Consider the following 22,390-nt stretch of genomic DNA (forward strand, 5'->3'; position numbering starts at 1 on the left):
TGGGTTTGTTGTTGGTGCCGGGGACGATTCAGTCGTCCTTCATGTTCCCCGGTGCGGTCTTCTGCACCTGCATCAGGAACTCCATGTTGTTCTTGGTCTTCTTCAACTGGCTGACCAGTAGGTCGATGGCCTGTTGTGAGTCCAACCCGGAGAGCACACGGCGCAGCTTGTGCACGATCGAGAACTCTTCCGGCGACAGCAGCAGCTCGTCCTTACGCGTGCTGGACAGGTTGACGTCCACGGCCGGGAACACGCGTCGCTCCGAGATCTTGCGGTCCAGTTTGAGCTCGGCGTTGCCGGTGCCCTTGAACTCCTCGAAGATCACGGTGTCACCGGTGGATCCGGTCTCGACCAGCGCCGAGGCGATGATCGTCAACGAGCCACCGTTCTCGATGTTCCGAGCCGCTCCCAGGAAACGCTTGGGCGGGTACAGCGCCGTGGAATCGACACCACCGGACAGGATTCGGCCCGATGCCGGCGACGCGTTGTTATAGGCGCGACCCAGGCGGGTGATCGAATCGAGCAGAACCACAACATCTTTACCGTCTTCGACGAGACGCTTGGCCCGCTCGATGGCAAGCTCGGCGACCGACGTGTGATCTGACGGCGGCCGGTCGAAGGTCGAGGCGATGACCTCACCCTTGACCGAACGCTGCATGTCGGTGACCTCTTCAGGCCGCTCGTCGACCAGCACGACCATCAGGTAGCACTCGGGGTTGTTGATCGAGATCGCGTTGGCGATGTTCTGCAGGATCGTGGTCTTACCCGCCTTGGGAGGCGAGACGATCAGCGCACGCTGGCCCTTGCCGATGGGCATGACCAAGTCGATGACGCGGGTCGAGATCTGATCGCTGGTGGTCTCCAACCGCAGTCGCTGGTTCGGGTACAGCGGGGTCAACTTGTTGAATTCCGGTCGCCGCTTGGCGGTTTCGACGTCGGCACCGTTCACCGAATCGAGCCGGACCAACGGGTTGAACTTCTGACGCTGATTGGACTGGTCGCCTTCACGGGCCACCTTAACCGCGCCGGTGATCGCGTCACCGCGACGCAGACCGTTCTTGCGGATCAGGTTCATCGACACGTAGACGTCGTTCGAACCGGCCAGGTAGCCGGAGGTCCGCACGAACGCGTAGTTGTCGAGGACGTCGAGGATGCCCGCGACCGGCTGCAACACATCGTCGTCCGATACCTGCGGCTCGCCGCTGCCACCGGGACCGTCGGTGCGATCGCGTCCACGGCGACGCTCGCGGAAGCGACGTCCACGACGGCCGCGGCCGTCACCGTCTCCGTCATCGTCGGGACCGTTGTCACGATTGTTGTTGCGCGGACCGCTGTTCTGGTTGCCGGCGTTCCGGTTGTCGCCACCGCGGTTGTCGCGGTCTGCGTTCCGGTTGTCGCCACCACGGTTGTCGCCACCACGGTTGTCGCCACCACGGGTATCACCGCGGTTATCACCACGGTTGTCGCGGTCCGCGGTCCGGGTTTCGCTGCCCCGGTCGCGGTTCTGTCCGCCTTCGCGGCCCTGTCCACCGGACTGGTTGTCGCGTCCGCCCTGGTTGTCGCGAGCGCCCTGGTTGTCCCGAGCGCCCTGGCCGTCACGGTTCGTTCCGGTGCGGTCTTGACCATCGCGACCGCGACGACGCTGACGACGCGCATCAGATCCGTCGGCAGACTCGTTGTCGTCACCTGATTCTGCGGTGATCTGCGCGGAGGTCTCGGAACCGGCGTCTTTGACTGCCGGGTCCGCGTTGTCGGTGGACGCGCCACGTCGCCGGTCACGGCGAACCGGGGCCGACTCTTCCTTGGCCTCGACAACCGGCGCCTTCTTGGCATCCTGCACGGCTTCGGCCTTCGTGGCCTGCTCGGTCTTCGTTTCGGTCGACTGACCCTCGGCCGCGTTCTTCGGCGCGGCAACATCGGCCTTGGCCTTCTCGGCAGGCGCCTTGGTGGCTGTCTTGGTCTTTGCAGGCGCAGCAGCGGCGGTCGAACCGCTCTGGCGCTCCTTGATGGCCGCGATCAGGTCACTCTTACGCATACCTGACGTGCCTTTGATGCCGAGCTCGCCGGCGAGGCCGCGCAACTCGGTGAGAACCATCCCCGACAGTCCGGTGCCACGACGACGTTCGGCTTTGGGAGTGTCGACTCCGCCGAGGTCAAGCGTGTTTTCCGCACCCTGTGCAGTGATGAGGTCCGTATCCGTCAACGGATATCCTTTCCTTCCCCCGCCGGTAGATTCGCGGGGGCAGTGTTTCTCGCACCCGGAGACCAGGTGAGAGGTGCCGCTATTTGGAGCGGTCTTTTAGGCTTTGTGTCGTATGCCGCGCTTCGATTTCACGGAATGACGCCCGCGGGCTCTGACCGTAGAATTTCACATTTCTTGTGAGAAGCACGCGTGGTGAAACTTTCGCGGCTGGACGGGTACATGCTAACCACGTTCAACAGTATGAGCAACACCCAGCGATGACGGCGTGTTCCCTGACAGTGGATGAGTCAGCTGACCCGGCCGCTTTTCAGTGTACGACTACTCCCGGCGCGATCTCTACCTCGTCGAGCACAAATCCCAGTTCAGCTGCCTTCTCCTGCGATCCGGCGGGCAACGATGACGCTGTGAGTGCAAGGACGGTGGGGCCGGCACCGGAGACGGTGGCGGGAACATGTCGGTCCCGCAACCAACGAACCATTTCCGCGGTGGCGGGCATGACGGGGGCGCGGTAGTCCTGGTGCAGCCGATCCTCGGTTGCGGGGAAAAGAAGGCCCGGTTCGGTGGTCAGTGCCACCACCGCGAGCGCGACACGACTGACGTTGAAGACCGCGTCCACCCGTGCGACCGCGTCGGGCAGAAGCCCGCGGGTGACGGCGGTCGACGACTCGACCTGCGGAATCATCACAAAAGCCCGGATGGACGGATGGACATCCAGTTTCCGGGCGAAATAGCTCACCTCGTGCGGCGCACCGTTCTCCAGCACCGCCGGGACCTCACCGCAGGCCGCCTCCGACCACGACACCACCGCCGAGCCGAGAACACTGGCCGACGCGTTGTCGGGGTGCCCCTCGAACTCCGAGGCCAACTGCACGAGCGCGTCGGTCGACAATGGGATGCCCACACCGGCCGCGCGAACCAGTCCGGCTGCCGCGGCCAGTCCCCCGACCACCGCGGAAGCCGACGAACCCAGGCCACGGGAGTGCGGAATGCTGTTGCGGCACTCGACATCCAGACCCGCGGCCGTGACGCCGGCCGCCTCGAGCCCACGGTTGATCGCACGCACCACCAGATGGCGTTCGTCCAGGGGAACCCCTTGCGCACCTTCCCCGCTCACGGTGATCCGCAGACCGGGGCCGGAGACGGTCACCGAGACATCGTCGTAGATCCCCAACGCGATACCCAGCGAATCGAAGCCGGGCCCCAGGTTGGCACTCGATGCCGGCACGCGAGCGCGCACCTGCAGGCCAACAGGCAGAACAGGGTTCATACCGCGCCCATCAACTCGCGAGGACGTTCGGCACGACATGCGCCGGGGTGGTCATCAGCTCAGTCCCAGAGCAGCTGCGACCGCCACCGGGTCGACCGGGATGGCCTCGACCGGCGGAATACCCGCAAGCGCGGTGTCGGGATCCTTCAGACCGTTGCCGGTGACGGTGCAGACCACCAGCTCGCCTGCGGAGATCCAGCCATCAGCGCGGGCGGCCAGCAGGCCTGCCACACTCGCGGCCGACGCCGGCTCCACGAAGACGCCCTCGCGCCCTGCGATCAACCGGTACGCCTCGAGAAGCTTCTCGTCGGTGGCCGCCAGGAACTTGCCGCCCGATTCGTCCTTGGCCGCCACGGCCTGGTTCCAGCTGGCCGGAGAGCCGATGCGGATTGCGGTGGCGATGGTTTCGGGATCCTTCACCGGAGCACCGGTCACCAGCGGCGCTGCACCGGCAGCCTGGACACCCAACATGCGCGGCGTCGAATCGACAACGCCGTCGCGATGGTATTCGGTGTAGCCCTTCCAGTACGCGGTGATGTTTCCGGCGTTGCCGACAGGTAGCGCGTGCACGTCCGGAGCCCGGCCGAGCACATCCATGATCTCGAACGCTGCGGTCTTCTGACCCTCGATGCGCGCCGGATTCACCGAGTTGACGAGTTCGATCTGCGGGAACTCTGCGGTCGCCTTACGGGCGAGCTCGAGGCAATCGTCGAAATTGCCTTGCACCTGAATGATTTTCGCGCCGTGCATGACCGCCTGGGCCAGCTTGCCCATGGCGATCTTGCCCTCCGGGATCAGCACCGCGCAGGTGATCCCGGCGCGGGTCGCATACGCCGCGGCAGAGGCCGAGGTGTTACCGGTCGATGCACACAGGACCGCGGTCTTGCCGTTGTTGACGGCATTGCTGACGGCCATCGTCATCCCGCGGTCCTTGAAGGAACCGGTCGGGTTGAGGCCCTCGATCTTGAGATAGACCTCGCAGCCCGTGATCTCGGACAGATGCGGGGCGCTGATCAGCGGGGTGCCGCCTTCGAAGAGGGTGACGACCTTCCAGTCGTCGCCGACCGGGAGTCGATCCCGGTAGGCCTCGATCAGGCCCGGCCATGCACGATGCACAGCTGCTGACTCACTCATTGGTACCCTCCAGTCGCAAAACACTCGAAACACTCAATACCGCATCCAACTTCTCCAGCGCCGCAACGGTTTCCGACAGCGCGGCATCCGGCGCACGATGGGTGACCACAACCAGCCGGGCATCCTCACCGGCGCCTTCCTGACGAACCGTGGAGATGCTGATGTCGCGGGCGGAGAACTCACCGGCAACCGTTGCCAGAACCCCGGGTTTGTCGGCGACCCGCATCGACACGTAATAGCGGGTACGCACGTCGCCCATCGGGGCGATCGGCAATGACGCATATGTCGATTCCAGCGGACCGCGTCCGCCGTGGACCTTGTTCCGTGCGGCCATGACCAGATCCCCCAACACTGCAGATGCGGTCGGAGCGCCGCCGGCACCCTGGCCGTAGAACATCAGCCGACCGGCGTTCTCGGCCTCGACCACCACTGCGTTGAAAGCGCCGTTCACCCCGGCGAGCGGATGTTCCAACGGAACAAGCGCGGGGTAAACGCGCGCCGAGATCCGTTGGGTGCCATCTTCATCCACGACGCGCTCGCAGATCGACAACAACTTGATCGTGCAATCGAGTGCGTGCGCCGAAGCGAGATCGTCAGCGGTGATATTCGAGATGCCCTCGCGATAGACGTTCAGGGCGGTCACCCGCGAATGGAACGCGATCGACGCCAGGATGGCCGCCTTCGCCGCGGCGTCATACCCTTCGACGTCGGCCGTCGGGTCGGCTTCGGCATAACCCAGTCGGCCTGCCTCGGCGAGGGTCTCGCTGTAGTCGCTGCCGTCGGCATCCATCGACGAGAGGATGAAGTTGGTGGTGCCGTTGACGATTCCGGCCACCTTGGTCACCGTGTCACCGGCCAGCGACTGCATCAGCGGGCGGATCACCGGGATCGCTCCGGCCACGGCCGCCTCGAAATAGAGGTCGACCTTTGCCGTTGCCGCGGCCGTTGCCAGCTCGCCGGTGTAGTCGGCCAACAGCGCCTTGTTGGCGGTCACCACCGACTTGCCACTCTGCAGTGCCTCACGAATGAGCATGCGCGGCGGGTCGATACCGCCCATCAGCTCGACCACGATGTCGACGTCGTCGCGGGCGACCAATTCTTCGGGCTTGTCGGTGAGCAGCGCCGGGTCGATACCGCGCGGCTTGGCCAGATCCCGGACCGCCACGCCACGAATCTCCAGCGGTGCACCGACGCGGGCCTTCAGGTCTGCCGCGTTGTCGGTGAGGATACGCACCACCTCGGTACCGACGTTGCCCATTCCGAGTACCGCAACACCAATGGCGCGCGTGCCGGTTTCCGTCATTCGTTCACCTCCAGGCTCAACAAATCTTCAACGGTTTCACGCCGCAACATCACTCGCGATGCGCCGCCCTGAACTGCGACCACAGCGGGTCGGGTCACCATGTTGTACCGGCTCGACATCGTGTAGCAGTATGCGCCGGTTGCACCAACCATCAGAACATCGCCGGGGCCGACGTCGCCGGGCAGCCAACAGTCCTTGACGACGATGTCGCCGCTCTCGCAGTGCTTTCCGACCACGCGGCTGACCACCGCGTCGGCGGTCGAGATCCGGGAGGCCAGGCGCACATCGTATTCCGCCTGGTACAGCGCGGCCCGGATGTTGTCGCTCATCCCGCCGTCGACCGACACGTAACGGCGATGCGCCCCACCCGGTGAGATCTGGACGTCTTTGACCGTGCCGACGGTGTAGAGCGTGACACCGGCCGGTCCGGCGATCGCGCGACCCGGTTCGACCACGATGGTCGGTGTGGGCAGCCCCATGGCCGCCGACTCGATTTCGACAATACTGGCGAGCTTGTCGGCAACCTCTTCGACCGGTGGCGGATCATCCGACGGTAGGTACGAAATACCCAGCCCACCACCAAGATCCAGAATCGACAGCTGGGCGGCCTTGTCGAGGCCGAATTCGGCGACGACATCGCGCACCAGCGACAGCACACGGCGTGCCGCCAATTCGAATCCGTCGACGTCGAAGATCTGTGATCCGATGTGGCTGTGCAGCCCCACCAGGCGGAGATGCTCGGTTGCGAAGACGCGGCGAACCGCGGCCATGGCCAGGCCACCGGCCAGCGAAAATCCGAACTTCTGATCTTCGTGCGCAGTCGAGATGAACTCGTGGGTGTGCGCCTCGACGCCGACCGTGAGCCGGATGAGAACGTCCTGCACGACACCGAGGCGGCCGGCGATCTCATCGAGGCGCTCGATCTCGATCATCGAGTCCAGCACCACGTGTTCCACACCGGACGACGCGGCCAGCTCGAGTTCCGGAACCGACTTGTTGTTGCCGTGCAATGCAATTCGGTCAGCCGGGAAACCCGCGCGCAGGGCGACGGTCAGCTCCCCCACCGAACAGACGTCCAGCGAGAGCCCCTCGGAATTCACCCAGCGGGCGATCTCCGACGACAGGAACGCCTTGGATGCGTAGTGCACGCGCTCCGCGGAGCCGAAGGCCTTGGCCATCGCGGCGCAACGGGCCCGGAAATCGTCCTCGTTGATGACGAACAGTGGCGTGCCGTACGTCTGCGCCAATTCGGTGACCGGAATGCCACCGATCCGGGCGACATCGTTGCTGTCTCGGTCGGTGCCCTGCGGATAGACGCTGGCCGGCAGCTGCGCCAGATCGGCTGCGCTGTTGGGACGTTCGGCAAGCCGGGGTTCGGCGAGAAGCTCCGCGTGAAGCGGGCCGACGGGGTTGGCGCTCACATTCGCTCCGGTGCGCTGACGCCGACCATCGCCAAACCGTTGGCGATGACCTGCTGGGTGGCACCGCACAATGCCAACCGTGCGGCATGGATGTCGGCCGGTTCTTCGTCACCCTGCGGCAACACGCGGCACCGATCGTAGAACTTGTGGTACGTGCTGGCCAGCGCCTCGAGGTAGCGGCAAACGCGGTGCGGCTCACGCAATTGCGCGGCCGTGTCGACCACTGCCGGGAAGTCGCCGAGCGTGCGGATCAAGTCGCCTTCAGCCGGATCGACCAGCAGCTCGAGGTGATCGGTGGAGGCGACCAGACCCAGTGCCGCCGCGTTGCGGGCGATCGCGCAGAGCCGGGCGTGTGCGTATTGCACGTAGTAGACCGGGTTCTCGTTCGACTGACTGACGAGCAGGTTCAGGTCGATGTCGATGTTGACGTCCACCGAGGAGCGGATCAGCGAATAGCGGGCGGCGTCGACACCGACGGCCTCGACCAGATCGTCGAGGGTGATCACGGTTCCGGCACGCTTGCTCATCCGTACCGGTTGCCCGTCCTTGACCAGGTTGACCATTTGGCCGATCAGAACTTCCAACCGGTCCGGGTCGTCACCGAGGGCGGCCGCGGCGGCCTTCAGACGCACCACGTAGCCGTGGTGATCGGCGCCCAACATGTAGATGCAGAGGTCGAAGCCGCGATCACGCTTGTCCTTGAAGTAGGCGATGTCGCCCGCGATGTACGCAGCTTCGCCATCACTCTTGATGACCACGCGGTCTTTGTCATCGCCGAAGGCGGTTGACCGCAGCCACCACGCACCGTCGTTCTCGTACAGATTGCCGTTGGCCTTCAGTTCGGCGATCGCCTTCTCGACCTGACCGGACTCGAACATCTTGTTCTCGTGGGTGTAGACGTCGAAGTCGGTGCCGAACTCGTGGAGATTCTTCTTGATCTGCCCGAACATCAGGTCCACACCGTGCGAGCGGAACGTCTCGAGGCGCTCGGCGTCCGGGCGACTGAGCACGTCGGGCACCTCGGCGACGATCTGTGCCGCGATGTCGTTGATGTACGCGCCGGAGTAGCCGTCGTCGGGAGTCGGTTCACCCAGCGCAGCGGCCTGCAGTGATCGCGCGAACCGGTCGATCTGGGCGCCGTGATCGTTGAAGTAGTACTCGCGGGTCACCGCGGCACCGGCGGCCGACAAAACCCGGCCGAGGGCGTCGCCGACGGCGGCCCAGCGGGTACCACCGAGATGGATGGGTCCGGTCGGGTTGGCCGAGACGAACTCGAGGTTCACCTTCAGACCGTCATAGAGCTCACTGGTGCCGTAGGCATCTCCGCCGGTCAGAACATCGGCGACGACCGCGTTCTGTGCATCGGCAGCGAGCCGGATGTTCACGAACCCGGGCCCGGCGATGTCCGCGGTGGCGATACCGTCGCGCGAGATGAGTTCGGTCGCGAGCCATCCGGCCAGCTCACGGGGATTCGCCCCGACCTTCTTGCCGAGTTGGAGCGCAATGTTGGTGGCGTAATCGCCATGCTCAGGATTTCGTGGGCGTTCCACGACAACAGACTCCGGCAGCGCGGACGCATCGAGTCCGTGGTCGGTGAGCACTGTGGAGGTGGCGGCATGCAGGAGTACCGCGAGGTCGGCGGGGGTCACGATGCACCATCCTATTGGCCGACCGATGATCAAAGACAATCGCACTGACTTGACACCGGTCACCGCCGGAGCGCTCGGCGGGATCTTGTCAACACTCGGCGGCGTGAAGGGGCCCACGTAGACTCTCGTATCGCCGGTGAACAAGTCGGCAGTGCGACGTCCGCTCTCCATAGAATTGCACCGAAAGAGATCCATGGCTGACGCCAAGAACAAAGGCAACATCCCGAAGAAGCCTGCGGGCTCCGGGAAGAAGAAATCTGGTCAGATACCGGTGGTCAAGGCCGGCGGTGGACGCCAGTTCCCGTGGGGCACCATCGGTGGAGTGGTGGTGGTCCTGCTCATCATCGCCGGACTGGCCGTCTATCTGATCCCCAAATACGAGGACAAGCAGGAGGTCGCGCAGTACACGCCGTCCTCCTCGAATCCAGATCCTTCGGACAAGATCGAGGGCGTCACCAAGATCTATTATCCGGCCGGTCAGCACGTCGAACCGACCCAGCGGGTCGCCTACGACCAGTCGCCGCCCTTCGGCGGGCCGCATGACGCCGTGTGGGCCACGTGTACCGGCATCGTCTACCCGAACGAGTTGCGCACCGAAAACGCGGTCCACTCGCTCGAGCACGGTGCGGTCTGGATTGCGTACAACCCCGAGACCATCGCCCCCGGCGACCTCGACATCCTCAAGTCGAAGGTCGAAGACGAGCAGTACATGCTGCTCTCGCCGTACCCGACGCTGGACCGGCCGATCTCGCTGCAGTCCTGGGGCCACCAGCTGAAGCTGGACTCCGCAGGCGACCCCCGCATCGACCAGTTCATCGAGGCGCTGCGCCAGAACAGCAACACCGGGGTCTACGCGGACTACCCGGACGCGACCGCCTATCCCGAGGTCGGCGCGCAGTGTGCGGCAATCCCCGGTTCCTTCGATCCGAGCAACCCACCGGCCGCCGATGTCGGTCCGCTTCCGGCCGACGCGATCCAGATGGATGGCGCAGGCACGACGCAGGCCGCCGACGAAGGCGGCATGGTTCCGACGCCGAACCCAGCAGGCTGATGAGCGCACCTGGCGAGGACCCTCGCGGTGGCACCGATCGGACCGCCATCGCGCGGGACGTACCGCGCGGTCACCGGAGCCAACAGACCGCGGTGCTCGTGCTCGGTGCCATCGCAGTTCTGCTTGTCGGAGTTGTCGTCGGACTGCTGCTCCGCACCACGTTCGACGGCGATGACGGCAGCAACCGGCCCGCGGGGGACTCGGCTGCGGTCGGGTTCGCGCAGGACATGAGCGCACATCACCAGCAGGGCGTCGAGATGGCGACCTTGGAGCTGTACGGCGGCAGTGATCCGCAGGTGCGCAGCCTGGCCTACGACATCCTGACGACACAGGTCAACCAGATCGGTCAGATGCAGTCGTGGCTGACCCGCTGGGACTACCCGCTGGGCAATCCCGGCGCACCCATGGCCTGGATGACCGACGACGGCTCCGGGCACGGGCACGGGGGTTCGGCAGAAGCGGGATCCACCGGGTCCGGCATGGACATGTCGAACTCCGGCGTACCGATGCCGGGGATGGCCACCACCGAAGAGATGAACAAGCTGCGATCCCTGCAGGGCAGCGAGCTCGACCTCTACTTCCTGCAACTGATGTTGCGCCACCACCAGGGCGGCATCGGAATGATGGAGTACGCGGTCGAGCCCGACCACGTCAGCGAGGACTACGTCCGCGAACTGGCCCAGCAGATGATGAACGTTCAGAGTTCCGAGTCGGAGACCATGACGAAGATGCTCGAGAGCCGCGGCGCTGCACCACTTCCGATGAACTGATCAGACCAACAACTGATCAACACACAAAAAGCCCCTGTCCGAAGTCGGACAGGGGCTTTTTGGTTGTTCGATGCAGAGGTGATCAGTTCAAGTGGCGCCGTTGTTGCACCGGGACGCTGCGGCCGTGGATCTTCTCGTAGGCGACCCGGTTCGCATCATGTTTGCGCGTCTGTTCCGGGCTCTCGAGGTCGGCGGGCAGCCCATGGAGTTCGAGCCGGTGTTCACGGTTCATCTGCATGTAGGCACTGCAGTAGAACAGCGCCAGGATGAGTCCGAGCAGGACCATCGCCAGCCGCAGGTAGATCGGCCCCGGGAAGAGCAGGAACAGCGCGAACACGGGCAGGAACGGGATCATGCCGCGCACGAGGTGCCGCGGAACCCGCCAGCGGCCCGTCAAGTCCTGCCGGACCCAATCCTGCAACTCGTCGGGCAGCTTGCGCCCCCAGCTGTAGGTGATCCACTGCCATGGATTCGGCCGTTTGCGCTGCGTCATCTTGCTACTCCTGAATTGCATTGGAACCCTACGGTTCCAGGGTGATCGAGCCGGTGGCGATGGCCGCTTCCGCCGCCTGGTTGACGGTGCCCAGGACCCGGTGCAGCTCTTCGAGAACCGCAAGATCGACGCCGAGCGTCCGGACGACCGCGAACGGGATCTTCTCGGCCTCGGTCCGGAGGTCGACTCCGGCTTCTGTGAGTTCGACGACCAGTTGCCGCTCATCGGTGACACTGCGTGTGCGGGTGATCAATCCGGCCGCCTCGAGCCGTTTGAGCAACGGCGAGAGTGTCGGCGAATCGAGCCGCAGGGCTTCGGCGATCTCACGCACCGACATCGGCGCCCGTTCCCACAACGCCAGCATCACCAGGTACTGCGGATGCGTCAGACCCAACGGCTCCAACAGCGGCCGATACACACCGAGTACCGTCCGGTTGGCCACGGCCAGCGCAAAGCAGACCTGCCGTTCGAGAGCCAACGGGTCGCCCTCGATCAACAGCTCCTCAGACATCGCACCTCTTTGATCGTGCCAACATAGTTATCGCACTAACTATATGTCCACGAAGGAGTTGATGCAATGCCTGCGAACGTGGACTGGCACAGAACTCATTGCCAGGACAACGGCACATTGCCGGTTGCCACACCAACGAAAGAAAAGGGCAAGGGCTGAGCGCTACTGAGCGGGAAAGCAGATGAATTCGGTTGATGCGCCACCGGACCCAGGACTTCCACTGAGCCGCAACGCTATTCACGCGCTATCTGGAAGGCGACATCTCGGCTTGAAAGAACCCGGAGTCTTGCCTGAACGAAAATAAGTGCCCCCGGCAGGATTCGAACCTGCGGCCTTCCGCTCCGGAGGCGGACGCTCTATCCCCTGAGCTACGGGGGCTCATCGGGCGAGGATCAGCGTAGCGCATCAGACTCGGCCAACCCAAAACGCCAGGACGTGTGCGTCTCAGACCGCCACCAGTTGCGCACCGCCAACTCCGGAGTAGCGGGCAGGCGTGCAGGTCAGGACGATGACCTGGGTCTGCTTGCCGGCATACCCGAGCACTGCGGCCATGCCCGCCAAGCGGCCGGGATCTGTGTATCCGAGCGCGTCGTCGATGATCACCGGTACGCCGTCGACCGGATCGACCAGCATCGCGCAGGCAAGACGACTGATGATGCCGAGTTGCTCCTTCGCTCCCCCGGACAACGACTCATGGTCGACGGTCACACCATCGAGGGTCCGCGTGGTGATGCGCAGATCCTCGTCCACACCTATCTGCAATGTCGGGCCGAACACCACTTTTCCGAGCCGCAGGATCTGATCGGCAAATGGGGCAACGTACCGGCGCCGCGTGTTGTCGCGGTGCCGTTCCAATGTCTGCATCAGCAGGGCGACGGCACTTGCCCGCGCCCAGACGCGTTGGTGTTCGGCCTGCGCGCTCTCCAATTCGGTTGCAGCGCGGTGCAACTGATCGAGCTTGCCGTCGTCGCGCCGGATATCGATGCGGGCCCGGAGCTCATTGATCTCGTCGCCCAACGCTCTGAGCTTGGGCCTGCCCTGCTCGACCACCGCAGCCTTGTTCGAGTACTGCATCTCGAGGCTCTCCAGATCGGCTTCCGCGATCTGCGCGTCGATCTGCACCAGCACCTGCTTCGCGTCGGCCAACCGATCGACGAGATCGGCGCGCCTGCGCGACAGGTCTGCATCATCTGCGGCATCACTGAGCTCGGCGCGCTGCGTCTGCAGTTCGTCACGTTGCCTGCGGAGTTCTGATGCGTTGTCCCCCAGCCTGCGCAGTTCGGCGTCGAGACCGCCTCGGCGGCTGCGTAACTCGGAGGCCGTCTCGGACAACCGGGACACAGCGGCAGCTGCCAGATTCGATGCCTGCTCGACCTCTGTCACGTCGAGAACATCATCGGATCCACCACTGGACGCACCCACACGCTCGCCGAGTTCGGCGCATTCGGCGCGCAGGGCCACTTCATCACGGTCGCCGAGGATCCCGGCAAGCTGCGCCTGCTGAGCCTCGGCGGCGCTCTCTGCCCGCTCACGTCGCCGTACAAGCGCCCGTAACTCCGCCACGTCTTCGACACCGCGCTCGGACAAGAACCCCGCCAGCGCCCGCTCGGCCTGGGTCACGCGATGCGAGAGCGTCGCGGACCCGGCTGCGGGCGAGACCACCACCCGGACCACACCGGCCACTTCGACAACGGTCTCGCCGGTGACCGCGAACTCGGTATCGACAGTGCCCTGGCCGTTGGGATCTGCATGCCCGACGACATCGACGACAGCCTCGCCCAGCCGGGTCACCGACATCGTCGCGGCAGCGAGCTCTGCGTTCGCGCGAGCAACGGTGACGTCGCTTGCGAGCGACTCGGCAACCGGTATCTCGTTGCTGCCGTACGCCACCGCGGCCACGTCGCGGCGACAGCGCGCCAATCCGGCGTGCACCTGGTCCACGCGTTCCAGGATTCCGATGAGTTCACGGTGGCGCGCACGTGCGCTCTCGAGGCGGGCGCTCGCACGGGCAGCGGCCACGTGCTCGGTCGCCTCCACGTCACGGCGGCGGGCGGCATCGAGACGCCCATCCGTCACCTCGACCTCGCGGACGCAGTCGGCAAGCTTCTCGCGCAGACCTTCGAGCGCCCGGTCGGACTCCTCGATCCCGCTGTCGCGGTCGGCGATCTGCCGATCGATCTCGGCACGGGCCGCCAGGTCACGGTCGAGTAGCGCGAGTTCTTGGCCGACCAGACGCACCGTCTGTTGCGCATCGTGCTGGCGGTCCTGTAGTCCGGCGGCCTGCTCGCGTTCGGCACTGAGCGCCGCCAACTCGACCGTTGCCAGTTCGACGGCGTTGGCGACCTCCCGGCGAGAGTCGGTGAGCGAGTCGAGCCGGCCCGCATCCTTGGCGATCTCGGCCATCACCGCGACCATTTCGGCGTGCCGAACCTCTGCGACCTCCAGATCCGCAGTCGCTGCGGCCAATTCGCGGGACGGCCGCCCTTGCGCGGCGGTGAAGTATCGTTCGTATTCGGTGCGTACCCGCTCGATCAGGATCGAGTTGTCGTCGCTGCCGTCCACGTCGGAACCGGGCGAACCACCGGCGGCATCGAGTGCGCGCGACAACGCCGAACTCCCACTGAGATCACCGACACTCGGATCGGCGGCCTGCATCAGCCGCAGTGCCTTGAACAATCCCATGTCGACGGCACCATCAAGGATTTCGGACACCTTGTCGTGAGCGGTCCGTCCGCTGAGTTGCTCCGGCGCCGGTTCGTGGATGACCAGCTCGGTACGGGCTGCCCGGTTGTATTGTTTGGTGTACGTGAATCGGTAAGGGCCACAGCTGATATCGGCCTCCACGAGGCTGCCGGCATCGACACCGGCCGGAGCGACCGCACGCACCCGGGTGCTCTTGCTGTCCGAACGAATCTCCAGCAACAGGTCCAACGCCTCGATCATCGATGACTTGCCTGCCTCGTTGGCGCCCTCGACCACCGTCACACCCACGGCGGCGAAGTGGATTTCACGATCGGTGATGCCGCGAAAGTTGCTGAGCCGCAGCCGATGCAGCTTCACCGTCGATCCCCGGCCAACCGGAAAAGCAAAGCCAGGGCCTCTTGCGCTGTGACCGCGTCCGGATCGGTGCCGCCGGCAGCGCTCGACAATTCGGCAACGGCGTCGCCGATGAACCCGCTCAGTGCCAGCTGGTCGAAATCGTCCGGCGCGGGCCGGATCACCAGGTCGTGTTTCAACGCCCAGAATGTCTGGGCGGCAAAACGGTCGGCGAACTGCTCGAGCATCTCGTCGAGTTCAGCTCGCTGCGTGATGGTGACCGCACCACACAGTGCCAGTTGGACAACGGTGCGCGTCTTGTTGTCGATCGCGTCCAGCCGGCGACGCAGGTCGGCGATGTCGTCGGCACCGTTCACGTCGTGCTCGATCGTCCGAAAAGACCATTGCCCCACCGGGTGTGGCGTCACCGTCACCGATTGCGGGCCGGCGTCGGGGTCGTGGCCGGGCAGACCGGCGCCGCGACTGAGCGTCACCACGAGCGCCTGCCCGGGATCGGTCTCCCTGTGGTCGTAGTTGGTGACCTCTTGGGCACCGGAGTACCAGATGCGACCGGTCCGGCCCACATCGGTGGCCGAGTGCCGATCCCCCAGTGCCACATAGTCGATCAGTCCGTCGTCGATCGCCCGCTCTAGGTCGGCCACACCGATGAGGGTGGGGTCGTCGGAGTCGGGTGCGAAGTAGTCGACGCGACCGTGCCCGGCGACAATTCGGATGTCGTCGCTGGGCGTCAATCCGCCCACCTGCCTGGCCAGCAGATCCGACAAGGGCACCTTGGTGGTCCAGGGCGCCGCGATGATCCGGATCCCGGGCCGTACCTGCACCGGGCCGGGCGTCCCCAACACGTGCACGTTGGGTGGCAGGTGCTCGGTGAAGACCCTGGAGCTGTAGATACTCGATGCATCCATCGGATCGTGGTTGCCCGGCAGCAGATACACCGGGACGGGCACCTGCGACAGTTCGTCGAGGCTCTGCCGGATCACGCGGGACGAGACCTGCCGGTCCTCGAACACATCACCGCACACCAGGACGAACTCAGCATTGTGTTGCGACGCCAACTGCCCGATACGGCCGATCGCCTCTTGGCGCGCAGCGGTGTACCGCGCCTGCGCATCACCCTTGAGGAAATGCCGGGTCATGCCCAACTGCCAGTCGGCGGTATGGATGAACGTCACCTCGGTGGCGGGCTCGAACAGTGGAAGCGCGACACTCACAGGTGACTCCTCTCGGTTCGTCGGCAACTGCGACGATCCTACGAGGGCACTACGACAGAGCCTTGGACCTACCGCGGTGCGTCACCGACCGATCACCAGCGCGCATCCCTCTACCGTCACCTTCCCTGCCACCGACAACACGATGACACGGGTGCCACCGGTCACCTCGTACCCGTACTGTGATCCGCTCTGAACCGGGTTCGTCGTTGATACCCGAGGCGAGGGTCCGGAGCGCGGCCGAACCTGTCAGACGCTTCCCGAGTGTTCGCGTGCACGTTCGCCGACGTCTTCGTCGACGTCTTCGTTGACGTTGTCACCAGGGCCCACCATCGCAGGCGCGAGCACTTCTCGCCAGATGATGAATGCCGGTACGACAAACGCGTTGAGCCACAACGCCATCGGCGCGGGCTGGTTCCAGTCGACCCGAAGGCTCATCAGCAGCAAGACTGCGAGACCACACACGAACAGGGTTGCCGCCAGCACCAGCAGCGTATTGCGCTGGTCGGCGGCGTTGCTCGCCAATCGATCTCGGGTGAGCACCGCGCCGGCTAGTGCAATCGTGAAGAACAACAGTGCGCCGAGGGTCGCGGCCGACGCGGAATACAGCGTCAGCCGAACCACCGACAGAGCAATCCACAACGCCGAGATCGCGGCAACCAACCCCAGCGGCGGCAAATAATACTGCGCCTGGGTCACCGCCGGGCGGGTGGGCAGCGACGGTGACAGCGCCGCGGCACCGATCCCGCCGAGCAGGCCCAACCCGAGGTAACTCAACTGCACGGTATCCACCGACAGATATGGCAGACCCGGCAGTGAGACCATCACCGCCCATCCGGCGACCGCCCAGGCCGGTAGCAAAAGTGCCAGTCCGGCAGCCGGTTTACCCACCGCAGCAGACCAGATCAACCGCCCGATGATGACCAGCCAGACCAGCGCCGCAATCGCATCGACGAGCGGGTTCAGCACGCCGACGCGGAATCCGGCGACCGCATCGATACCGTCGACGAAACGGAACACCGACGTCGCCGCGCCTGCGACGGACGAGATGGCGAACAGAACCCCGAGACAGATCAGCAGCAACCGGGCGTGCAGACCCACCCGCGAGGGCGAGCCGGGACACACATCGAACAGATCCGACTCTCGCGGTTGAGCCGCCAACACCGCTCCCGCCAAACCGACCCACACTGCGGGCCCCAAACCCGTACTGCCGTAGGACACTTCGATCCACCGACTGGAGGTGTCCCAGAACAGGTACACCGCGACCAGCGCCAGATACGGCACACCGGCGATCAATTTCGCCACGCGCAACCGAGCCGGCGACCAGGTGGGCCCGAACAGACCCCGCCGGCTCGCCGCCGGCAACAACAACGACAACATCGAGATCCCGGTGATGAGCGCCGCATCCACCCGGAGCAACGCGATCGAGTCCGCGTTCCAGTCCAGAACCAATGACACCAGCAGCGCAACCACCGCGATGACGTCACGTATTCGATCGGCCCGCGTGGGAACCACCCCTGGCAACATAAGCGTTCCTCCCCTACAAGCCCCCGAAGCAAAGGCCATATCGTACGACAGTCGTCAGCAATTCCAGGTCTTCGAGGCGTTGTTCGAACCCAGCGATGCAATTCGTCGGCGACAGACGGGGATCGGCGCGAGGATACTGATCGGCATGCCCTTCTCACCACGTGAACGTGCGCTCGCAGCGATGGTCAGCGGAGTCCTGTGCGCCGCCCTCGGCGTCGGCGTCGGCTACCTGTGCGCGCTCGCGGTCGACCGCGGCGCCGCGCCGCTTCACGCAGTCGGTTCCGCCGTCATCGACGACGCGCCTGCGTCGATGCGTGAATGGGCCATCGACACATTCGGTACCGCCGACAAACCGGTGCTCCTCGTCTCGATCGCCGTGATCATGGCGATCATCGCGGCGCTCGCCGGGTTCGCAGAGTCGAGGCGGCCGCCTACCGGACTGGTGATCTTCGGTGTGATCGGCGCGATCGGGATCGGCGCCGCGCTGGACCGGCCGACCGCGGTGTGGACCTGGGCGCTGCCCACACTGGTCGGCGTTGCTGTCGGGATGGTCGGGCTGCATGTCCTCATGAACCGCATTCAACCCGGCATCAACAGCGCCGCAACAGCGCAGGCGCCCCAGTTCGATCAGTCGACCGACACCCGTTCACATCTCGACCCGGCGGCGGTTGAACCACCGGAAGTCGAAGCACGGGACCTCGAACGGCGCCAGTTCCTCGTCGGCGCCTCCGTCGTGGGTGGTGCGGTCGCGGTCACCGGCCTCGGCGGCGCGGCGTTGTGGCGCAGCACGGGCTCGGTCGGCGCCGATCGTGCTGCATTCGAGGTGCCGTCGGCCACCAACACGGTGACCACCCTCGCCCCGGAACTCAAGGACGTCACCCCGTTCATCACGCCCAACAAGGACTTCTATCGGATCGACACCGCGCTCACGGTGCCCCAGGTGAAGAGCGATTCGTGGTCACTGCGGATTCACGGGATGGTCGACCGCGAGGTCCGCATCGATCTCGATCAACTGCGCCGCGACCACACCCCGTTCGACGCCGTGGTGACGCTGACATGTGTGTCGAACAGCGTTGGTGGAGATCTGGTCGGCAACGCCACCTGGACCGGTTACCGCATCCGCGATCTGCTGACCCTGGCCGGACCGGCGGACGACGCCGACATGGTTCTGTCCACCAGTGCGGACGGATGGACGGCCGGAACACCCCTGACCGCACTGACCGACAACCGAGACGCGATGCTCGCGGTCGGTATGAACGGCCAACCGCTTCCGGTGGAGCAAGGTTACCCGGTGCGCATGGTCGTCCCGGGACTTTATGGATACGTCTCGGCGACCAAATGGGTGGTCTCGCTCGAGGTGACACGATTCGACCGGGCCAGGTCCTACTGGACAACCCTCGGTTGGGCCGAAAAGGGTCCGATCAAAACAAGTTCGCGCATCGACGTTCCTCGGCCCAACTCATCGGTGGCGGCCGGCCCGGTGACGGTTGGCGGCGTCGCCTGGGCACAGGGCCGGGGTATCAGCGCCGTCCAGGTCCGGGTCGACGACGGCCCCTGGAACGATGCCGAGGTATTGGCGCCGGACCTGATCGACGCCTGGCGGCTGTGGAAGTGGGACTGGAACGCCGAACCCGGCAAACATCAACTGACCGTCCGCGCCGTCGACGGTGACGGGCAGCCGCAGATCGAAGCCAAAACGCCTTCGGTTCCGGACGGCGCCACCGGCCTGCACACCATCGCGGTGTCGGTGGCTGGCTGACCACCGTGATGTCATACGTCTTTTGTTGCCGTATGTCCTATCTGGGTGATGCGGAATCGGCTATCAGGCCGGCCACGAGCGAGAGTGACCTGCGCGCAGCGGCATCGTCGCGATCGACCAGCCACCATTGGACGGTTCCGAAAAGCATCTGCAATGCAGACCGAACCAGGGTTCGCTCGTCGATGTCCCACTTCATCTGACAGCGCTCGCCGATCTCCGATAGATAAGCGCGGCCGTACTTCTCGGCGGTCTGATGTTGTACCAACGCCTGACCCGCGGACGCCGAACCGCTCGGCTGACGCAGCGAGAACAGCATCGATTCGATCATCAGCAGCCAGCGATCCGGAAACTCCGCGGCGCGACGCCACACCCCGGTGAGCGCCTCCTCGACCCAGGTGCGCAACGCATCTCGGCCGGTCTCGAGGTTGCCGGTCGGAATCGAACCGATCAGCGCTGCGAGTTGTTCGGTGATCACCTTCTCGATCATCGCCGCGACCAGCTGCTCTTTGTCGTCGAAACAGTAATGCACAACGCCCAGTGAGACTTTGGCCTCTTCGGCGACACCGCGCACGGTCACCGCGCTCATTCCACCGCGATCGGCCAGTGCCAGGGCGCTCTCCACCAACTGTGCGCGGCGATCCTCGACGGACAGACGGCGCGGACCCGGGACGTCACTGTGCATGTCGCCCAGTACATCCCGCCCGCGCAACTCCGTCAAACGCCATCGCTCGCGGGGATGTCGGCCAGCTTTGCCTCACCCTGCGTCGGCGGGGTCGGATCCGGAATGCCCGCTGCGCTCATATGCCGAGGTCGGGCAAAGAACAGCGCCGCGACCACACCCAGAAGCAATGCGGCCGCGGGCAGCAACAGGGTCTGGCCCATGGCGGTCGCGAAACCATCGCGCACCTGCTCGGGCAGACGCCCGGTCACGTCATCCATCGAGTTGCCACCGAACTGCGGCAGTTCCGCTGCCAGACGCGTCTGGATCAGGGCTCCCACAGCCGCACTGCCGAGCACCGAACCGATCAGGCGCGTGGTGTTGTAGACGCCGGAACCTGCTCCGGCACTGCTCATCGGCAGATTCCGAGTGGCGGTTGCAGCCAGCGGCGCCCAGATACCGGAGCTCGCGATACCCATCAGGCTCACCGGCAGCAGCAACTGCCAGATCGGGGTGGTCGGGGTCGCGAGGACGGCGATCCAGCCGATCGCGATCGCGTTGAGAAGGAAGGCCGTGGTGATGATGTACCGGGGATGGATCCGGTCGACCTGTTGCCCGACGATCGGGGCCAGAACACCGGTCAGGACCGCCATCGGAATCGTCAACACCGCCGATTCGGTCGGGGACAGACCACCGACGAGCTGCAAGTAGTACATCAGCGGGACCATCATGCCCGCGGTCGCGAAGCCCATCGTCGCGATGCCCAGACTCGCCAGCGAGAAATTGCGATCACGGAAGAGATTCAGCGGGACCAGCGGTTGGGAGCCAGGTCGGAGCGTCACCATCTTGTGCTGCCAGTAGACAAACAAGGCGATCAACACCAGACCGACGCCGATCAGGGCACAGATCCACCCGGCCCAGTCGTACTTTTCGCCGTCCTGGATCGCGAACACCAGAGCAGCCAGACCCACACCGCTGAGTCCGACACCGATCAGATCGAAGTTGCGTTTGCTGGTCGGCACCGTGGGCACCAGCTTCCAGGCCAGCACCAATCCGATCGCGCCGACCGGCACATTGACGAAGAAGATCCACTCCCAGCCCAGACCATCGACCAGGATTCCGCCTGCGAGTGGGCCGACCAGCGTCGCCACGCCTGCCACCGTGCCCCACACGCCCATCGCCGCACCGCGTTTGTCGGCCGGGAACATCCGGGTGATCAGGGCCATGGTCTGCGGGGTGATCAGCGCCGCTCCCACGCCTTGGAGCCCGCGGGCGATGATCAAGACCTCGATCGACTGCGCCAGGCCACACAGGATGCTCGCCAGCGTGAAGACGATCAGCCCGAGCTGGTAGATCCGCTTGGGTCCGAAGCGATCACCGAGTCGGCCGGCGAGGAGCATGGGCACCGCATAGGTAAGCAGATAGGCGCTCGAGACCCAGATGACGCCGTTGACGTCGGTGTCCAGGGCCTGCTGAATGGCCGGCTGGGCAACGGCAACGATGGTCATGTCGACCAAGATCATGAAGAAACCGATGCACAACGCGCCCAGCGCCAGCCATGGCCTGGTGGTGATCGGCGCGTCGGTCTCCGCGGTGGGACTACTCACTGCTTACCTCGTTCCCTGACCGGGCGATCAGCCCGGTGATATCTGTGTGACCCTGCTGCGGGTCGGCGTTTCGCAGTTCCAAGTACTCCGGCAGCCACATCAATTCACCGGTCGCGAGCCGCGTGCGCAGCTGCTCCAGCCAGCCGATCTGGGCATCGAGGACTGCTCGTCGGCACCCGACGTCGAGCAGGAACATCTCTGGGTGCCCCTGTCCGAGAGCTTCGGACATTGCTGCCGCGGTGTCCGACAGCTCGGTACGCATGATCGTCAGACGTTCGTCGAGCAGCGCCACAACCTCGTCCCGGCCCAGGGTGTGGGCTTCTGACAGAGCCAGATAGAGCGCGGGATACTCCTCGACCGGAGTGCGCAGCATGGATGCCAGCGCACTCTCCAACGCCTTCCGCCCCTCCCCCGTTATCGCGTAGACCGTTCGCTGCGGCCGGTTCCCGTCTCGATGAACATCGCTGACCTGCAACAGGTTTCGACAGCAGAGCCGATCAACGGTGTGGTAGAGCGAACCCGGCCGCAGTTTTGCGAACCGTTCTTCCTTGCGCGCCCGAAGCGTCTGCAACATCTCATAGGGGTGCATCGGTTGTTCGACGAGGAGCCCGAGGACCATGACACCCATCGGCGTCAACGCGGCGGTTGCCACCCCTGGTCGCGCGTCCATACAGATACCCCAGACCATTATTCGGCGCCGAATACTCCGTGCGGAATATACCGCGACCGAGAGCTCGTGCCCAGACTTTTTCGGACGGCTAGTCTGGAAAAC

17 protein-coding genes and 1 tRNA gene are annotated in these 22,390 nt (G+C 65.0%); 3 read left to right on the forward strand and 15 right to left on the reverse strand.

Translation table 11 applies throughout. The features are described 5' to 3' along the window. Positions 1–28 precede the first annotated feature (28 nt). The 6 genes from rho to argS all read right to left on the reverse strand — a co-directional run bounded on the left by rho (position 29) and on the right by argS (position 8,977). A complete protein-coding gene (rho, locus tag AC1D75_RS23300; RefSeq protein WP_495517720.1) occupies positions 29–2,203 on the reverse strand; it encodes a transcription termination factor Rho in 2,175 nt (724 codons plus the stop codon). Between the two features lie 307 nt (positions 2,204–2,510). Beyond that, entirely contained in the window at positions 2,511–3,470 is a 960-nt protein-coding gene (gene thrB, locus AC1D75_RS23305) for a homoserine kinase (RefSeq protein WP_495517721.1), read from the reverse strand. 54 nt (positions 3,471–3,524) lie between these two features. Beyond that, positions 3,525–4,604 carry a threonine synthase gene (thrC, locus tag AC1D75_RS23310; RefSeq protein WP_495517722.1) on the reverse strand — a complete coding sequence of 360 codons (1,080 nt, stop codon included), beginning with the start codon at positions 4,602–4,604 and terminating at the stop codon, positions 3,525–3,527. Then, positions 4,597–5,907, reverse strand: coding sequence for a homoserine dehydrogenase (locus AC1D75_RS23315; protein ID WP_495517723.1), 1,311 nt, complete (start codon positions 5,905–5,907; stop codon positions 4,597–4,599). The genes thrC and AC1D75_RS23315 overlap by 8 nt, the downstream gene beginning before the upstream one ends. Then, positions 5,904–7,328, reverse strand: coding sequence for a diaminopimelate decarboxylase (lysA, locus tag AC1D75_RS23320; RefSeq protein ID WP_495517724.1), 1,425 nt, complete (start codon positions 7,326–7,328; stop codon positions 5,904–5,906). The genes AC1D75_RS23315 and lysA overlap by 4 nt, the downstream gene beginning before the upstream one ends. Beyond that, on the reverse strand, positions 7,325–8,977 hold the full coding sequence (gene argS / locus AC1D75_RS23325) for an arginine--tRNA ligase (protein ID WP_495517725.1): 1,653 nt from the start codon (positions 8,975–8,977) through the stop codon (positions 7,325–7,327). The genes lysA and argS overlap by 4 nt, the downstream gene beginning before the upstream one ends. 193 nt (positions 8,978–9,170) lie before the next feature. On the opposite strand from argS, the gene AC1D75_RS23330 reads away from it, so the two are divergent. Next, a complete protein-coding gene (locus AC1D75_RS23330) occupies positions 9,171–10,028 on the forward strand; it encodes a thioredoxin-like domain-containing protein (RefSeq protein WP_495517726.1) in 858 nt (285 codons plus the stop codon). After that, positions 10,028–10,798, forward strand: a complete 771-nt coding sequence (locus AC1D75_RS23335; protein WP_495517727.1) for a DUF305 domain-containing protein — start codon at positions 10,028–10,030, stop codon at positions 10,796–10,798. The genes AC1D75_RS23330 and AC1D75_RS23335 overlap by 1 nt, the downstream gene beginning before the upstream one ends. A gap of 82 nt (positions 10,799–10,880) precedes the next feature. Here the strand turns inward: AC1D75_RS23335 and AC1D75_RS23340 are convergent, their stop codons facing one another. From AC1D75_RS23340 to AC1D75_RS23365, 6 genes are all read right to left on the reverse strand, one after another. Continuing rightward, positions 10,881–11,291 carry a DUF5313 family protein gene (locus AC1D75_RS23340; protein ID WP_495517728.1) on the reverse strand — a complete coding sequence of 137 codons (411 nt, stop codon included), beginning with the start codon at positions 11,289–11,291 and terminating at the stop codon, positions 10,881–10,883. Positions 11,292–11,319: 28 nt separating this feature from the next. Continuing rightward, on the reverse strand, positions 11,320–11,802 hold the full coding sequence (locus AC1D75_RS23345; RefSeq protein WP_495517729.1) for a MarR family winged helix-turn-helix transcriptional regulator: 483 nt from the start codon (positions 11,800–11,802) through the stop codon (positions 11,320–11,322). 305 nt (positions 11,803–12,107) lie between these two features. Further along, a tRNA-Arg gene (locus AC1D75_RS23350) sits at positions 12,108–12,180 on the reverse strand. Positions 12,181–12,246: 66 nt separating this feature from the next. Beyond that, on the reverse strand, positions 12,247–14,862 hold the full coding sequence (locus AC1D75_RS23355) for an AAA family ATPase (protein WP_495517730.1): 2,616 nt from the start codon (positions 14,860–14,862) through the stop codon (positions 12,247–12,249). Then, positions 14,859–16,070: a metallophosphoesterase family protein gene (locus AC1D75_RS23360; protein WP_495517731.1), complete on the reverse strand. Its 1,212-nt coding sequence runs from the start codon at positions 16,068–16,070 to the stop codon at positions 14,859–14,861. Before AC1D75_RS23360 ends, AC1D75_RS23355 begins: the two co-directional genes overlap by 4 nt. A gap of 246 nt (positions 16,071–16,316) precedes the next feature. Beyond that, complete coding sequence (locus AC1D75_RS23365; protein WP_495517732.1) at positions 16,317–17,582, reverse strand: DUF7937 domain-containing protein; 1,266 nt, start codon at positions 17,580–17,582, stop codon at positions 16,317–16,319. A 157-nt stretch (positions 17,583–17,739) separates the two neighbouring features. Here AC1D75_RS23365 and AC1D75_RS23370 point away from each other — a divergent pair, with 157 nt between their 5' ends. Next, positions 17,740–19,353, forward strand: a complete 1,614-nt coding sequence (locus AC1D75_RS23370) for a molybdopterin-dependent oxidoreductase (protein WP_495517733.1) — start codon at positions 17,740–17,742, stop codon at positions 19,351–19,353. 37 nt (positions 19,354–19,390) lie between these two features. Here AC1D75_RS23370 and AC1D75_RS23375 read toward each other — a convergent pair whose 3' ends face one another. From AC1D75_RS23375 to AC1D75_RS23385, 3 genes are read right to left on the reverse strand one after another with little or no spacing between them, the layout of a single operon-like run. Then, the gene (locus tag AC1D75_RS23375; protein ID WP_495517734.1) at positions 19,391–20,035 is read right to left on the reverse strand and encodes a TetR/AcrR family transcriptional regulator; all 645 of its coding nucleotides are present in this window, start codon (positions 20,033–20,035) and stop codon (positions 19,391–19,393) included. Positions 20,036–20,067: 32 nt separating this feature from the next. Continuing rightward, positions 20,068–21,618 (reverse strand): DHA2 family efflux MFS transporter permease subunit, encoded by a 1,551-nt coding sequence (locus AC1D75_RS23380; protein ID WP_495517735.1) that lies wholly within the window; start codon positions 21,616–21,618, stop codon positions 20,068–20,070. Continuing rightward, the gene (locus AC1D75_RS23385) at positions 21,611–22,288 is read right to left on the reverse strand and encodes a PadR family transcriptional regulator (protein ID WP_495517736.1); all 678 of its coding nucleotides are present in this window, start codon (positions 22,286–22,288) and stop codon (positions 21,611–21,613) included. The genes AC1D75_RS23380 and AC1D75_RS23385 overlap by 8 nt, the downstream gene beginning before the upstream one ends. Positions 22,289–22,390 lie beyond the last annotated feature (102 nt).

It is taken from the genome of Williamsia sp. Y712, assembly GCF_059445525.1.

Excerpts from the sequence above, each read along its gene's own strand:
- thrB (WP_495517721.1), bottom strand. The coding sequence starts at position 3,470 with ATGAACCCTGTTCTGCCTGTTGGCCTGCAGGTGCGCGCTCGCGTGCCG.
- thrC (WP_495517722.1), bottom strand. The coding sequence starts at position 4,604 with ATGAGTGAGTCAGCAGCTGTGCATCGTGCATGGCCGGGCCTGATCGAG.
- AC1D75_RS23315 (WP_495517723.1), bottom strand. The coding sequence starts at position 5,907 with ATGACGGAAACCGGCACGCGCGCCATTGGTGTTGCGGTACTCGGAATG.
- AC1D75_RS23330 (WP_495517726.1), top strand. The coding sequence starts at position 9,171 with ATGGCTGACGCCAAGAACAAAGGCAACATCCCGAAGAAGCCTGCGGGC.
- AC1D75_RS23335 (WP_495517727.1), top strand. The coding sequence starts at position 10,028 with ATGAGCGCACCTGGCGAGGACCCTCGCGGTGGCACCGATCGGACCGCC.
- AC1D75_RS23340 (WP_495517728.1), bottom strand. The coding sequence starts at position 11,291 with ATGACGCAGCGCAAACGGCCGAATCCATGGCAGTGGATCACCTACAGC.
- AC1D75_RS23345 (WP_495517729.1), bottom strand. The coding sequence starts at position 11,802 with ATGTCTGAGGAGCTGTTGATCGAGGGCGACCCGTTGGCTCTCGAACGG.
- AC1D75_RS23370 (WP_495517733.1), top strand. The coding sequence starts at position 17,740 with ATGCCCTTCTCACCACGTGAACGTGCGCTCGCAGCGATGGTCAGCGGA.
- AC1D75_RS23375 (WP_495517734.1), bottom strand. The coding sequence starts at position 20,035 with ATGCACAGTGACGTCCCGGGTCCGCGCCGTCTGTCCGTCGAGGATCGC.
- AC1D75_RS23385 (WP_495517736.1), bottom strand. The coding sequence starts at position 22,288 with ATGGACGCGCGACCAGGGGTGGCAACCGCCGCGTTGACGCCGATGGGT.